Below are 14,598 nucleotides of genomic sequence, written 5' to 3'. Positions count from 1 at the left end.
CTTTACGTAACAATTATAACAGATTTGGCGGAACTTTGTACTTAAAAACCTTATTAGTTATTGGATTATTTGACCATGCCACAAAGTATCGAGTTGAATTATAGAATATGCTAATGGAAACAACTGCTAAAACCATAATTATCGCTAGCATTCGTGCTATAGGATTTTTGGGGAAAACACTATACCATTGTTGAAGAATAAACATTATACCTCCCGCAACCATCAGATATATCAGAGGAAGGAGCAGATTAATTCGTATTTCATTTTGGGTAGCAATTAGTAACCATGCTATACATAGTGCACCAATGAGCATTCTGGTTCGGACTAGACTATACCTGAGTAGAAATGCGTATACTCCTAGTACTAATAGGGCAATTGTTAATATATCAAGATACGGCAAACGCCCTAAATTATATATCGGGTCAAATGTGGAACGAACAACCAGCGAGGCCGGCACCATAATTAGATTCTTGATGAAATCGTGAATGCTTAATGTCGACGGTAACGCTAACCACTCGATTATAAGTTTTGGATTTAAAAACAACGATCTAAGCAGAGGCGTAAGTAATACGACCAAAAGTAAACTAGCAATAACAATAGAGGTGACGTTAGTCTTCTTAAGTATTTTAGTAATTCGTTTGCCCAGCGCAAGAACAATTAACCCCACAAACCATATTAATCCTGGTATGTAGATACAAGACGCTAAAATAATCATTGACGATACAATTTTGATATTTGTATTTTTGCTTTGAAATATCCACCAACCAGACCACATTAAGCCCAGTAAGCCTAGTGGCACAAGAATATCTGTAGTTGCAAGTCGTGTGTAGTTTAAAAATAATCCACTACTTAACAACATGGCACTTGTCACCCATGCGATTTTGGGCGAAAACCATATTTTTGCCAACAAAAAGAAGATGATGACGAATATCACCCCATAAAAAGCTGAAATAGCGCGCATTGACGATACTGATGCCAAGTTGGTTTTAATTAAAGCGTATTGTGGTAGTTTTATTGGCAAAAATAATGGATTACTCCAAATACGCCTACCACTTGATGATCCTTCAATAGTAGCTACCTCTGGTTTGCTTAACTGATTATTTGTAATTCCGGATAAATTGTAGCTACATACAATTATCAAAATAACTATACTTATTATCGTAACAAATATCTGCACCCAATTATCTTTAAGCCACAAAAAGTATTGTTTCATTCTTATTTAGTATACCATTATGGTTTCGCTAACCATTAATTTATTCGAAAGGCACAGTATGTCTAGTATCAAGAGATCTAAACCTTTGTTTGTCTTTTTCAAAAAACAACTCTACTGCGCCTGTCGGACCGTTACGATGTTTTTTGATAAATATATCAGTAATATTCTGACGTTCAGATTCTTTATTATAGTAGTCCTCTCGATATATGAATGCTACAACATCGGCATCTTGCTCAATAGATCCTGATTCTCTTAGGTCTGACAATTGAGGTATCTGAGGACTACGACTCTCAACTGAACGACTAAGCTGACTTAAGGCAATCAGTGGAACATTGAGCTCACGCGCAATTCCTTTTAGTCCTCTGGATATTTCGGAAATTTCTTGTACACGATTACCATCGCCACCAAATTTTGAACCACCACTCATCAGTTGCAAATAATCAACAATAATCAAGCCTAATGGTCTTTGATGCATTTCTCGACGTGCTTTGGTTCGTAAATCACTAACAGTTATGCCTGGGGTATCATCAATGTATATCTGCGCTTCACTTAAGGTTCCCATTGCTTGTGCGATTAACTCAAAATCCTGATCACTCAAATTTCCAGTACGAAGTGCCCAGGCATCAACTCCAGATTCCATTGCTAACATACGATCTACTAATTGCTCTTTGCTCATTTCTAAGCTAAATACCAACACTGGTTCACCCGCCTTTGTTGCTACATTGTGGGCAAGATTTAATGCCAAAGCAGTTTTACCCATACTAGGACGGGCGGCCAGGATGAAAAGATCAGATCTTTGAAGTCCGGCAAGAATCCCGTCTAAATCCTTAAACCCTGTCGGTACTCCCCTAATTTTGCCCTTGTCTTTATGCAGTTCATCTAAACGATCGAAACTATCTCCAAGAATAGTTTCAAGACTAACGATATCTTGTTTAACATGTTTCTGGCTGACCTCAAAAAGCGTTGCTTCTGCTTCTTCAATTAATTCTTGTAAACTTTTTGCCTCATCAAAACCAAGTGAAGTTATGTTTTGACTGGCTTTTATTAGACGTCGACGTAAGGCCTTTTGATTAACCAAATTAGCATATTGTTCTACGTGGGCCGCTGTTGGAACATAATTGGTTAGCTCTGTTAGATATCCGGCACCTCCAACAACATCCAAATTGCCTTCTGACCTTAATTTATCTGCTACTGTAAGAACATCAATAGGGCTATGACTTTCATATAGCTGTTTAATGCTTTGATAAATTAATCCATTTTTTTGGTCATAAAAATCATCAGGAACAATGATGTCGGCAATTTTTACAATAGCATCACTGTCAATTAATATTGCACCTAACAGGCTAGTTTCGGCGTCGATGTTTTGTGGGGGAATTTTATTTTGAGTATCCATTAAGACTCCAATAACTCAGCGCCTTCAAAAATCTTAGTCACATTTGATATATCGGATTTATCTGGGGTATCGGAATGATCGATTTGCTTAGAAACGCCGTCATCTATCTCAATGTTAATTTTTACAGAACTACCAATAATCTGGGATGCCACTTTATGAATAATTTTGGCATTCTTATCTTCTTTTAGGCGTTTTTGATGAAATGGAAACCTAACGTATATAGTTAATGTGTTGTTGTTGATCTCGGTTCGGCCCATTCTGGCAATTCCATAAAGTGTATTATATTGTTTTTTTAACTCACTAAGAATTTTATTCCAAGATTCCTCATCCAGACTTACCGGTTCATCAGTTTCTTGACTAACTACATTTTGCTTTGACGAAATTTTAGACTTGCTTAATGATTTGGTGTCTATATCGGTATTGCTAGTATCTTTATTTGGCTTTGATTCATTAGCATCTGTGTATGATTTTTGTGCCGGAGTATTAACAACTGTTCTATTGACAATATAGTCAATCAAGATTAATTCCAGGTATCGGTCAGGATCTGTTGAAGAACTGGTGTTTAATAATTTGAGGGCTAACGCAATTGTCTCCTCTGATAGCGAATTATCCAACTCTTTCTTCATGTAGTCGATTAACGCGCTTGACAAATGATTTGCGCTGATTCCACTGAATCTTGATTGATCGAGTAAACTAATTAGGTCGGTGAGTTTATTGTTATGTAGCGCCTCTGAAATGTCACGCACAAGTCTATGGGGTGGCAATCCGAGGAGAGTGTTTACGGAATCTTCATTTATTTCAGTAAGAGAACTTAACTGGTCGAGCAGTCCAATGCTATCCCTAAAACTTCCTTGACCATAATTTGCAATTAATTCTAAGGAAGCTCTATCTATGCTTATCCCTTCTTGATTAGCAATGGTATCTAGGTGAGCAATGACAGATTCGCTTTCGACGGATCTGAAAGTAAAGTGTTGCGTACGGCTTATAATAGTTTCGGGAACTTTATGGATTTCTGTCGTTGCTAATATGAATACGACATGTTCTGGTGGTTCCTCAAGGGTTTTTAGAAGTGCATTGAATGCTTCTTTTGTAAGCATATGAACCTCATCAATAATATAAACTTTGTATTTACCAGACACTGGGGCAGTATGAATCTTATCTCTGAGTTCGCGTATTTCGTCTATTCGCCGGTTACTTGCGGCATCAATCTCAACAATGTCGAGAATATTACTATTGTTGCTATCATAAGTAAAATCATTGATTTGATGAGCTAAGATTCGCGCAACGCTCGTTTTCCCCACTCCTCTAGGGCCGGCAAACAAGTATCCATGGCTAATACGATTAGAATCGATTGCATTCTGAAGCGTCTTGGTAATATGTGGTTGCCCAACAACATCATCAAGACGTTTTGGTCGGTGTTTACGGTATAGTGCCTCCCTCATGGATATATAATTATACCTTAATATTTTGCTTTGATTTGTTGTAGTTTCTTATAATGCTGCTTCGAGTGCTGCCCATTCGGCATCTTTATGGTCTTCAGGTAGGTCAACACTAACTTGATCCCCAGGCTTAGCCTTGAAATAGGTAACACTAGCTAATAATACCCGGTATTGTTTTTTATCAATCTCTACATAATATTGTCCGTTTTCAAGCACAAGCAAACCTACTTTTTGAACCCTCGATACAGGACCGATCTGTTTGTATAAGAAAGTTCCGTCATCAGCAATCGTAAGCTTTAAAATGTCACCTTGTACTAATTTTGACTTAGACGCATAGTTGGCAGGTACAGGATAGGTTTTTCCATCACTACCGACCATTGTTTGGCCATCAAATACACCCTCAATAATTTTACCTATTGCTTCTTCTTGAAGTTTAACAGCCTGTGAGCTGTCTTCACCAACCACACTTATTAATAACTCTTTGGCGGCAGCAAGTGAAGTTTCAGCCTCTTGTATTAAGATTCTGAGTCTTTTGATTTGTTTATCTGGTACATCTGGCATATATCCTCGCCTCTCTTTATTTTCCTACACTCTCTGATGTAAAATTACCACGTCCCATTGTAATTGTCAAAGATTTCATAAATAATCCTGTGGAAAACGCATAAATTAAGGTCACCTATGCCTTCGACATGGTGACCTTTTCTCTTGTAGCTATAGACTTTATGAAAGCTCTACGGTAGCTCCAGCTTCTTCTAACGTTTTCTTTGCGTTATCAGCGTCTTCTTTTTTGGCGTTTTCTAGTACAGCTTTTGGTGCACCATCAACAATCGCCTTAGCTTCACCAAGACCAAGACCAGTTATTTCTTTTACTGCCTTGATCACGGCCACTTTTTGAGCTCCAGCGTCTTTAAGTACGACATTGAATTCGCTCTTTTCTTCAGCGGATCCAGCGTCGTCTCCACCTGTAGCAGGTCCAGCTACGGCTACTGCCGCTGCGGCAGGTTCGATACCGTATTCATCTTTTAAGATTGTCTTAAGTTCATTTACTTCTAGTACAGTTAAACTGGTAAGTTCTTCTGCAATTTTCTTTAAATCTTTTGCCATAATTATCTCCTTAGTATTATTAAGCGCTCACTTTTGACTCCACACCGTCAAGTAGGGCGTGTAAGTTTCCGGAAAGTGCATTTGTTACGTCATTAAGTGGTGATGTCAATGTTGCTATAACTTGTGCAACTAGTTCGTTCTTGCTTGGTAACGAGGCTAGAACCTTTACTTCGTCAGGACTCATAAACTGTCCTTCTGCAGTGATTGCGCCCACAAATCTTAATGACGGATTAGTTTTTGCAAACGTTGCTAAAGTTTGAGCGGGTGCAACTTCATCTTCGCCGTTGAAGGCGTATAGAAGCTGACCTTTTAAATCATTAATGTCAACATCTTTTAACTTCGAGTTACTTTGCAGTGCTTTTACAACTAAACGGTTTTTAATAACCTTTATTACTGTGCCGTTATTTTTGGCAGATTTGCGTAGTTGTTGCAATGACTTTACTCCGATGCCTTTATACTCGACAGCGATTGTCATTTTTGAGCCTTCAAGTAACGAGCTAACTTCGTCGACCACCAACTGTTTTTGATCTTTAGTTAATGCCATAATTTATCCTATTATTATTGATATTTATCGACCTTGCTATTACCAAAAAGGCCTCCGGGTTTACCAGAGGCTATATTATACGAATCAGTTTTATTGTGACTTCTCGTACCTCGGTAGCATTCTTAACTATGATTGATAGCGCCACTTTCTTTGGTAAATGTAAGCTTATTTTATCAAATACTTGCATGTTGGTCAACTTGGCGTAAACTTTTACATGATTCAAAAACACTATATGTCAGTAAATGGATTGCTGTCTTGTTTTGTGGGGGCTAGTCCACTACGTCGAGCGGTTCTTATTCTATCGATAAAATCTAATCCATAGTAACCATCACAATTAGAATCAATATACTCAATTACGTTTAAAAGAATAGAGTCAACAGTCTCCAGACTAAGTAGCCTTGTTTCGTCATATGGTTCAATATTTATGCTCAGAGATGCATACATGCGCTCTAGTCGTTTCTGACTAGTAATGTTTTCGTGTGTTTCACAGTTATCGCTTACCGAAATAGCTAGAGATGCGAGGCCTTTTATGTATGATTCTTTATCGAGTGACTCTAATGCGTTAAATCTTGTAAAATACAAACGATCTTGAGCAGTCAACTTTATGTCATTTTGTATACTTTTATGGATTTCGTATCCACTTACTGTCATTTCTTGTAACAAAACCTCCATATCAAATTAGTCCATAAAATCTGTTACTTTTAGTATAAAATCAGCACGTAATTTGTGGTTTGTAAGATGTTGCTTGACTTCAGGATTCCCTGTTGTTTCCAAGAAATTTTCTAGCTCATTTTGTAATGTGCTATCCGACATCTTATCTGATGCTTCTGTATAAAAATCATATTTTAGTTCTTGTTCAAATATCGTCATTATTAAATCCTCCAATTTAAAAACCCCGCGTTTGCGGGGTTAATTTGTTACTAAATATAACAACTAATCCCGCAAATGCGAGCTGATAATAATTGTTGAAATTATCATTTTAGTCATTATGAAACTATTTGTACTCCGTGTAAGCACGTTTGTCAAGCCGGTCTATCGATAAACTCTACGTTTAATAGCGTAAGTATACCTTTAGTTGGAATATCTTCTGGGCAAGATTCGCTATTTTCGCTTGTCGTTACACCCCAATCTTGACTATAAATACGTACCATTGCTTGTGCAAAAAATGCGCAAGCTTCAATCAACTTATCCATGTGTACCGATTGATCTGGGTATATCTCTTTGAACTCCTGGTATCTATTTTGATCAATTTCCATAACCTTTTGAATTTTCGCAATTCGCTGTTGGGAGTTTTGGGGTTCAGAGTCGATAATACTTCGTTCGGCTTCAGTATATCCCCTGACTCTAGGCATTTGTTCATATTCAGCCTCCCACTGACTGTCATTAATGTATTTCATATATTCTCCTTTGCTAATAAAAAAGCCCGATAGTTCGGGCTGTGTTCGTTGAATCTCTTATCAATCAGGCTTTCGCAAATGCTAAACACAGCCCTTTAAGGTGAGTTAAGAGGAGTAGCTGTAGTCTATTTACGAAATTTTTCATCTATTAGTATTGTATACTCAATATATTGTATTGACAAATCTAGTATAGCAGAGTAAATTATTCAACTGTGAAGACACAACACACATACCGACTCAATATGAACAAAGCGTTTTGCTTTGTGATTATTTATGAATAGTGTGTTGGAGTAGCTTCAAGATCAGAAATTACAAGCCGAACTCCAACCAAAAGTTCGGCTTTTATAATGCAGTGTTTCGATGAGCGTTTTGTAGCAAGATGTTCATGGAAGCATTGCTTCCAAGCAAGTCTAGTGACAATCATGTCATTAGCCACCTGAGTAGGGTGATTAACAATGGGGGAAGAAAGTGGTTGATATCCTGATGGATGTCGATGAGGCCAGCGCACGCCGTATGGCGAGTGCAAAGTTGCTTGAAGAGGCAATCAAGCGCACCAGGCGGTTGCTCCAGTCGCAGAAGGCAGAGGATTCTCCAGACCTGAAGAGGATTTGGGAGCTTCGTCTGCAAAGGCAGGAACAGAATCTGCGAGGCATTTGCAGGTAGCCTGTTCAAGGTTGAAGATAGGCTCGCGGTACAGGTGGGTTCACAAGAAGGCCTTGTGAAGCAAGCTCATTTGCGTCTAGAAGTTTTTTTGAACTTCACAAATAGACCCCACCTAAGCCTCAAATCATCGATTAATATCCCAAATCTTCCTCCATAAATTCAAATATATGCACGATAATAGCTCACCACAAGAAAAATACGAACATCATTACGCCATGTATTGTCATATTGAAGACATTTCTCCTGTTGATAGTCTGACGGTATCGGATACCGAATCTTCAGGCATAAATGAGCTGTTTACGGCTCATGGTCTAGCAGATTTAATCTCCAGAAAATCAGGTATAATCATCGAGCTGATTCCTGGTGACTCACAGGCAAATGCCCAACGTATAGCAAATATCATTAACACCATAAACTCCACCGCTACAAAGTTTTCAGAGATGACCGGTGTAAAAAATTGTTTTAGTGATCTAACTTTTAACATCTCTGACACGCATTTAGAGATTCATACAACTTCTGTTGACGAGTCGTAAAAACTTACTTGTCAATTTGTTGCAATTTAAATTGAGTGTAACGCTCAGATGCTAATCGAGTTAGCTCTGGATCCTCATCTTGATTAATGAACTTCATAGCCTGTCCCAACATAGGGTGTACTTCACATAGCTTATCATGCATTTCTTTCACTAACTTGCGATACCCAGGATGCCCTTGTGGACTGGTTCGTAGTTCATGCAGATGAAAAGCCTCACGAGCATTATAGGTGACCTTCCAACGCATCTTATGACCTAGTAATGTTGCGTACTGTGCTTCAGTGGCATAGTTATTGGCTTGAAGTAAGCTAAATAGTTCCAGACTAATTGAAAAACATTTTTCGAATAAATCGACCAGGCCAGCAGATTCAATTAATTCAGGTATATCGTATCCAAATCGTGGTGTTAGGGATTGCCACTGTAAATCATCTACAATTCTATGTCTTTGAAGATCACGAAAAATCCCATAGTCACACACAATATCCCAGCTATAGTGAGGAATTTCAAGCGCCCGCCCTGGCCTGTGTCGCCGATTTAATCGCTCGCCGATGTATGCGTTAAAGATGTCGCAACGTTGATTATAATCTAGGTTATTAATTTGATGTTTAATTTCGTGAAGAGATAAGTTGCTATGCTCATATATCATCTGTGGAATAACATCTAGCTCATTCTTTGGCCAATAATTACTAAGAGTCACAGATCTGTGATCATTGCTGTATGAATCTTGCAATAGACTGCTTACTAGTGTTTTGACTGATCGCTTAGTATTGGACATATAAGCAATAGTTGCTCCTCCACGATCCGGTTTATCTGCACGCTCTAAGAATGTAGGGATTACTTTTCTTGATTCTTCAAGAATTTGTTGACCAACATTTCTAGCTTCTGGTAGTTCATCGCTAAGTAGATGCATTATTAGACTTTCTAGCGCTTGACCAGATGCAAATATTCCAACCGTAGATGTTGTTGCTACCGGTAATAGTGGTCTAGCAGCGTCACACGCCTGCGCTCTGGTTGCTCCTTTCCAGGCAATGTCTCTAGATTCTGGTGGTATGCTTGATTTTTCGCGAACATAATCAGTTAATCTATGAACTATCGTAGAGTACAAATCAAAAATACTGTCCAAGGAACTTATGTATTGTGATTTTGTTTTATCATCAAAATACTCTGGAATATGGTATCGATAGTTTCCGTTTTGGTCTTTCTGGTCAAAATATATATATCTAGTAGATTGTTCAAGATAAGAGGCTAGCCTTCCCCATTCTAGTTTTTTAGTTAAGAGGTTAGAAGCGTTCTCGACAACAACGTGTTGACCAACTAGTTGTTGAACCGAGTCATCGCCATACGCTGTTATGACGCGTTTAAGCAGTCCTTTGTCTTTGTCGGCTTTGTTAATAAACTCGTCCAGAAGTGTTACGCGCATATCATCACCTCTTCTGCTAAGTCTTGCCATTGCGGCAGCCACTGTCACTGGACTAATGTTTTCATTAAATGCATACACGTTTCCATCTGTGTTTGTTATTGATTCACTCAGTAATCTCTTCCCTGCATCTGTAATAATTATACCTAGGTCTGTCTTTTCTAAAACTTTATCTGTATCGTCAAAGTCTTTTTTGATTGGCTGAAGCATTGGTGTAACTTTCTCCCATATTAGATTATGTATTTCATCGACTGTTAGCTCTTCGTTACCTCGAGATGAATCAATTCTTTGGAAATCTTTTGGAAACAAGTTGCACAAATCTTTATATACTTCAATTGACTTAGAAATATGGTTCTCGTTTGTCTCATGAATATCCTTTTGAATTGCTTCACTTGATTGTTTTTTTGCATTTAACCTTCGAACAATTATATCCAGGGGAGTATTGAGTACAAAGTTTAGGTCAGGGCGTGGAATGCCAAGTGTTATAAACTCGATATTGTCAAGCCAAATAAAGTATCCACGACGCTCTTCAGCATTGCTAAACTTTGTTCCTTGGTGCGCCATGTTTGAACCGACAAACCTATCGCATAGTACGATCTTACCTTCTGATAATGCATTGCGAATCTCATTTGATGCCTGATAGCGATCTAAGGCATAAAAAAGTGAACCAGTGAATGGGCCGACGTCATCAGATGACCCGTACTTTCCTGCAAGATATTGTCTGACAAAGTAGCTAGAATCTTCTTTATATCTAGGAAAATGCATATCGACAACTTCATATCCACTATCAGCAAGATGTTTTCGTAGCTTTTTATATTGCGTGCTTTTTCCAGAACCATCAGTTCCTTCAATTACTATGAATAAACCCTTTTGCCCACCACTTTCATAAGGCGTAGGCTCATTATTCATATTTTATACCTTTAATGGCCTCCGGAATGATTCGTGAATCTTTATATCCTCGTGGCAACATTTGTTCTGGTGTCCACATTGCAATTATTGAATCAAGATCATCACTGGTACTTGATTGATATTTACCACTAATTTTTTTGTATTCGTTATCAACAGGGCCTGTTTCATAAAACACAATTTGTGCAATCCGTTCACCTACCGGCAGAATTACACTTTCATGTTGGTTCATATTATAAACTTCCATTGTCCAACGATTAATGTACCCCGGATCACCCCAGCCAGCGTCAAGACAAACAGCAACACCATTTCTACCCCATGTACTTCGGGCCTGCATTGTACTAGTCCCAGGTGCTCTGATACCGACAAACTCATGTGTGTGCGCCAAAATACGTTCTTGTGGACGCAATACTATTATAGGATGATCAGCAGGTATATTAGTAAACAGTTTCTTTCCGTGTTTATCGGCCCATTCTTGATGAATTTCAGCTTTAAATGGACCGCTAAAATAGCTATCAACCGATTTCTTATCAAAAGGATTATAAAACCCACCTTGGCTTGGCTTCTCTGTTCTGTAATACCAATTACCTAAAGTTACATCAACGCTACTACCAGCAATATGCTTGGCATTGTATGGATGGTAGACAATGTGATTAGACTTAATTGCATCGTTGATCTGCTTGTTGCTATAAACTCCCATAAGGGAGATTATAGCAACAGCTCGATTCTTAGTCTGTTGTTCTTTTTATAGCGTCGAGAAAGTAGAGTCTATATTACGCTAGGACTGACTTTAATTGATGGCCCCATTGTAGTCGCAATATATATACTTTGCACATAACTTCCTTTTAATGAAGATGGTTTGGCAGATTTTATGGCACCAAAAACAGCATTTGCGTTTTTTTGTAGATCATCAATACTAAAATCAGTCTTACCGATACTCAAATGAATAATTCCGGTGGAATCAACACGATACTCTACTTTTCCAGCCTTTGCCTCCTTGACAGCAACAGCAATGTCTTTGGTAACTGTCCCACTCTTGGGGTTTGGCATCAATCCTTTTGGTCCTAGTAGACGGGCATATTTACCTAGCTTTGCCATCATTTGAGGAGTTGAAATTAGTACATCAAACTGGATGTCTTCTTTGTCGAGCATTTGCAAGAATTCATCACTTCCAGCAATATCAGCTCCAGCCTCTTTGGCTTTCTTTACATCCTCAACATCCGCAAATACTGCCACTTTAACATTTTTACCAGTACCAGAAGGCAAGCTGACTGTTCCGCGTATGTTTTGGTCAGCTTGTCGTGGGTCAACGCCTAATTTTACGTGTAGCTCAACACTTGCGTTAAACTTACTAGGATTAGTTTTAATTGATAATTCAAGCGCTTCATCTAGTGAGTATTCATTGTCTTTATTGACTAACTTGGCTACACTCTTGTATTTTTTCCCACGGCGTTCTAATTTAGAGCGTGTTGGCTTTACGGGTTTTTTGGGCTTAGGGTTAGAAGCTTGCTCTTCACTATCCATTACTTCATCACGATGATGCTGTTTTTCGATTTTTGCCTGTTTTTCTTCAGACTCCTTAATCCCTTTGGCGCTATGTTTACCAGATTTTGCTAATTTTTCTTCTTTATCTGGTGTGTCGTTATTATTTATGTTGGTAGCATTGCTTAAAGCTTGTTCAATCTCGGCAATTGTATTCTTTGCTGTAGCATCTAAACCAAGCTCAGTAGCTTGTTCTAATAGTTCCGATTTCTTTGTCATTGTGACTCCTTTCGTGGTACAAGCGAGTTTAACTCTCCCACAATTGTATTAATTATTCCTCTTCAATTGCACTATATACGTCATCTATACCTCTAGCTCGTAAATAATCTAGTGTAGATACTGGTGAGTCGGTTTCGTTATCATTCATATCTGTGAATATACGCATCCTCATATTTTCAACCATTCTCTCATACTCTGGACCTTCCATGCCAGGGCCAGCATTTCCACGTGAGACTTTGTTTTTTGTTATTGCAATAGGGTACTCAATGACTCCCTGTATAATCATTGTGCCAAGAAAATATCCTGCTTGATGACTTCCATCAATATACATAGATTCAAGTTTTGACTTTAGTTCGAAAGAAACAACACCTGTCTCTAATGCGTTATTGGCTTGTTTTCGTGTAGCCTCATCAAAAAGTGTCAGCCCCTTTTCTGTTTCGAGTGGAGTAACAGAGTTCTTTGTCTGACCTGCGTAGAGAGTCATCATTAACCTTCAATCTCCACACCCATACTTCTGGCCGTACCAGCAACCATTTTCTTAACTGCCTCAATGTCATCTGTATTCATATCTTTAGCTTTTTCTTCGGCAATTTGCGTTAGCTGAGAATCAGTCAGTTTTTTGGAAACTTTCTCGCTATTCGGCTTACCCGATCCTTTTTGAATGCCAAGTGCATTTCGGATTAAATCATCTGTGGGCTGGCTAACTACTCTAAAATCCATAGAACGATCGTCATAAACTGTGATGTGAGCTGTAACAGTGCCTTTCATGTCTCGTGTTTGTTCATTGAATGGAGTAACGAAATCCATCATATTAACTCCATATTGACCAAGCGTGCTGCCAACTGGCGGGCCCGCACTTGCTTTACCTGCTGGTATTTTGAGTTTCAAGTTTGCTTTTACTACTTTCTGTGCCATATAATTCCTTATTGATTGCAACCGAAGCTTGTTGCGCTAAATAATATGTGTAACGTAGCTTACTATAACAAAGATCACCTCTGTTGTCTAGTGTAACCACTAAAGGTTCCATCAACCATTGTATTTAGAATCTCAGAAACTTCACTGAATGACAGATTTCCAGTGGCGTGATCTGCAAAAATTGACTCAGCAGGTGTGTAAAGCCTCACTCTGTGATCCCATTTGGCGGTTCCACCTTCTAACACAGCTAAGACGTAGGTAAGGCCAAACTTATGGTAAGATTCACCAATATTTCTTCGCTCAATATCCAGATTGTCGTCTATCATGTTGTCCATCCACTCAAAAATCAGATGTTCTTCTGGATTCGGTAGTTTTTCCATTTCTATACCCTTTTTACTTGTAAACTATCTAGTTCAACTGGTGTTTCACGACCAAACATATTAACAAGTACTTTTAATTTGCCTTTTTGGGCATCAATTTCGTTTATCGTGCCATCAAATCCCTTAAATGGTCCGTCAATAATATTTACAACCTCTCCCTCACGATAGTCGATTTTGTGTTTTGGTTCAGCACGACCCATTCGCTTTAGGATTTTTTCAACTTCTGCTTCACTAACTGGACTTGGATTTGTGCCAGTTCCTACAAACCCGGTTACCCCCGGAGTATTCCTAACAATATACCAAGCATCTTCGGTCAGTTTCATCTGAACTATAACATACCCTTGAAATATTCGCTTTTCTACTACCTTACGTTTGCCATTTTTGACTTCAATCATTTTTTCTTTAGGCACTAATACCTGAAAAATTTTGTCTTTCATATCCAGGCTGTCAGCTCGTTGCCTGATGCTCTCTGCAACCTTTTCTTCATAACCACTATAAGTATGAATTGCGTACCAATGTTTTGTTGTGTCATATCTCTTACTCATTTTAATAATACCTCTTGAAATAGTTTACTTAATCCAAAATCGACAATTGCGATAAAAACGCCAAATCCAATAGCGAAAACAAAAACAGCGATCGTGAGTTGAAATGTTTCTTTTCTGCCAGGCCATGAAACTAACTTAAGTTCACGCCAACTTGCTATAAAATAATCTATTAATAGAATTTTGCGCAAGACTCTACCAATAAATCTTACTGGTCGGAGTTTAAATGGCTTCAGCAAAAATCGAAAAGGCCTAAAAAGCTTCTTGATGACACTCCATATTTTGGAAAAAAAATTTCCAACCGCAGTGGGTTTTTTAAATCTTGGCGATTTCTTGCTTTTTTTACTTGGTAGCTTTCTAGTTCTTGCCACTGCCTGCTTAGCCTCCTAAATTT

General features: G+C 38.4%; 18 protein-coding genes and 1 other annotated feature. Of the genes, 1 reads left to right on the top strand and 17 read right to left on the bottom strand.

Annotated features, from left to right (window positions below):
- Positions 1 to 13: 13 nt before the first annotated feature.
- The 9 genes from H6793_04325 to H6793_04285 all read right to left on the bottom strand — a co-directional run bounded on the left by H6793_04325 (position 14) and on the right by H6793_04285 (position 7,090).
- Positions 14 to 1,213: a hypothetical protein gene (locus H6793_04325; GenBank protein USN95519.1), complete on the bottom strand. Its 1,200-nt coding sequence runs from the start codon at positions 1,211 to 1,213 to the stop codon at positions 14 to 16.
- Positions 1,214 to 1,253: 40 nt separating this feature from the next.
- On the bottom strand, positions 1,254 to 2,606 hold the full coding sequence (gene dnaB, locus H6793_04320; GenBank protein USN95518.1) for a replicative DNA helicase: 1,353 nt from the start codon (positions 2,604 to 2,606) through the stop codon (positions 1,254 to 1,256).
- On the bottom strand, positions 2,606 to 4,048 hold the full coding sequence (dnaX, locus tag H6793_04315; protein USN95517.1) for a DNA polymerase III subunit gamma/tau: 1,443 nt from the start codon (positions 4,046 to 4,048) through the stop codon (positions 2,606 to 2,608). Before dnaX ends, dnaB begins: the two co-directional genes overlap by 1 nt.
- Positions 4,049 to 4,096: 48 nt before the next feature.
- Positions 4,097 to 4,606, bottom strand: a complete 510-nt coding sequence (locus H6793_04310) for a hypothetical protein (protein ID USN95516.1) — start codon at positions 4,604 to 4,606, stop codon at positions 4,097 to 4,099.
- A gap of 159 nt (positions 4,607 to 4,765) precedes the next feature.
- Positions 4,766 to 5,149, bottom strand: a complete 384-nt coding sequence (rplL, locus tag H6793_04305; GenBank protein ID USN95515.1) for a 50S ribosomal protein L7/L12 — start codon at positions 5,147 to 5,149, stop codon at positions 4,766 to 4,768.
- 19 nt (positions 5,150 to 5,168) lie between these two features.
- Positions 5,169 to 5,693 (bottom strand): 50S ribosomal protein L10, encoded by a 525-nt coding sequence (locus H6793_04300; protein USN95514.1) that lies wholly within the window; start codon positions 5,691 to 5,693, stop codon positions 5,169 to 5,171.
- A 35-nt stretch (positions 5,694 to 5,728) separates the two neighbouring features.
- Positions 5,729 to 5,865: a sequence feature (ribosomal protein L10 leader region), on the bottom strand.
- 56 nt (positions 5,866 to 5,921) lie between these two features.
- On the bottom strand, positions 5,922 to 6,365 hold the full coding sequence (locus tag H6793_04295) for a hypothetical protein (protein ID USN95513.1): 444 nt from the start codon (positions 6,363 to 6,365) through the stop codon (positions 5,922 to 5,924).
- A 6-nt stretch (positions 6,366 to 6,371) separates the two neighbouring features.
- Positions 6,372 to 6,563 (bottom strand): hypothetical protein, encoded by a 192-nt coding sequence (locus tag H6793_04290; protein ID USN95512.1) that lies wholly within the window; start codon positions 6,561 to 6,563, stop codon positions 6,372 to 6,374.
- Between the two features lie 152 nt (positions 6,564 to 6,715).
- A complete protein-coding gene (locus tag H6793_04285) occupies positions 6,716 to 7,090 on the bottom strand; it encodes a hypothetical protein (GenBank protein USN95511.1) in 375 nt (124 codons plus the stop codon).
- Positions 7,091 to 7,920: 830 nt separating this feature from the next.
- Here H6793_04285 and H6793_04280 point away from each other — a divergent pair.
- Positions 7,921 to 8,286 (top strand): hypothetical protein, encoded by a 366-nt coding sequence (locus H6793_04280; protein USN95510.1) that lies wholly within the window; start codon positions 7,921 to 7,923, stop codon positions 8,284 to 8,286.
- Positions 8,287 to 8,290: 4 nt separating this feature from the next.
- On the opposite strand, the gene H6793_04275 is transcribed toward H6793_04280, so the two are convergent.
- The 8 genes from H6793_04275 to secE form a co-directional block, all read right to left on the bottom strand.
- Positions 8,291 to 10,609: an FAD-dependent thymidylate synthase gene (locus tag H6793_04275; protein ID USN95509.1), complete on the bottom strand. Its 2,319-nt coding sequence runs from the start codon at positions 10,607 to 10,609 to the stop codon at positions 8,291 to 8,293.
- Positions 10,602 to 11,306, bottom strand: a complete 705-nt coding sequence (locus H6793_04270) for a deoxycytidine triphosphate deaminase (protein USN95508.1) — start codon at positions 11,304 to 11,306, stop codon at positions 10,602 to 10,604. Before H6793_04270 ends, H6793_04275 begins: the two co-directional genes overlap by 8 nt.
- A 68-nt stretch (positions 11,307 to 11,374) precedes the next feature.
- Positions 11,375 to 12,367 (bottom strand): 50S ribosomal protein L1, encoded by a 993-nt coding sequence (rplA, locus tag H6793_04265; GenBank protein USN95507.1) that lies wholly within the window; start codon positions 12,365 to 12,367, stop codon positions 11,375 to 11,377.
- A gap of 52 nt (positions 12,368 to 12,419) precedes the next feature.
- Complete coding sequence (locus tag H6793_04260; protein USN95506.1) at positions 12,420 to 12,854, bottom strand: hypothetical protein; 435 nt, start codon at positions 12,852 to 12,854, stop codon at positions 12,420 to 12,422.
- Positions 12,854 to 13,282 (bottom strand): 50S ribosomal protein L11, encoded by a 429-nt coding sequence (gene rplK / locus H6793_04255; GenBank protein ID USN95505.1) that lies wholly within the window; start codon positions 13,280 to 13,282, stop codon positions 12,854 to 12,856. Before rplK ends, H6793_04260 begins: the two co-directional genes overlap by 1 nt.
- A 74-nt stretch (positions 13,283 to 13,356) precedes the next feature.
- Positions 13,357 to 13,662 carry a hypothetical protein gene (locus H6793_04250; protein USN95504.1) on the bottom strand — a complete coding sequence of 102 codons (306 nt, stop codon included), beginning with the start codon at positions 13,660 to 13,662 and terminating at the stop codon, positions 13,357 to 13,359.
- A 2-nt stretch (positions 13,663 to 13,664) separates the two neighbouring features.
- The gene (gene nusG / locus H6793_04245) at positions 13,665 to 14,207 is read right to left on the bottom strand and encodes a transcription termination/antitermination protein NusG (GenBank protein USN95503.1); all 543 of its coding nucleotides are present in this window, start codon (positions 14,205 to 14,207) and stop codon (positions 13,665 to 13,667) included.
- Positions 14,204 to 14,575 carry a preprotein translocase subunit SecE gene (gene secE, locus H6793_04240; GenBank protein ID USN95502.1) on the bottom strand — a complete coding sequence of 124 codons (372 nt, stop codon included), beginning with the start codon at positions 14,573 to 14,575 and terminating at the stop codon, positions 14,204 to 14,206. Before secE ends, nusG begins: the two co-directional genes overlap by 4 nt.
- Positions 14,576 to 14,598: the final 23 nt, after the last annotated feature.

Source organism: Candidatus Nomurabacteria bacterium, from assembly GCA_023898625.1.
Taxonomy (GTDB): domain Bacteria; phylum Patescibacteriota; class Saccharimonadia; order Saccharimonadales; family JAGQNJ01; genus HK-STAS-PATE-36.
The sequence above is the reverse complement of the archived record's forward strand: the minus strand, read 5'-3'. Positions and strand labels throughout refer to the sequence as shown.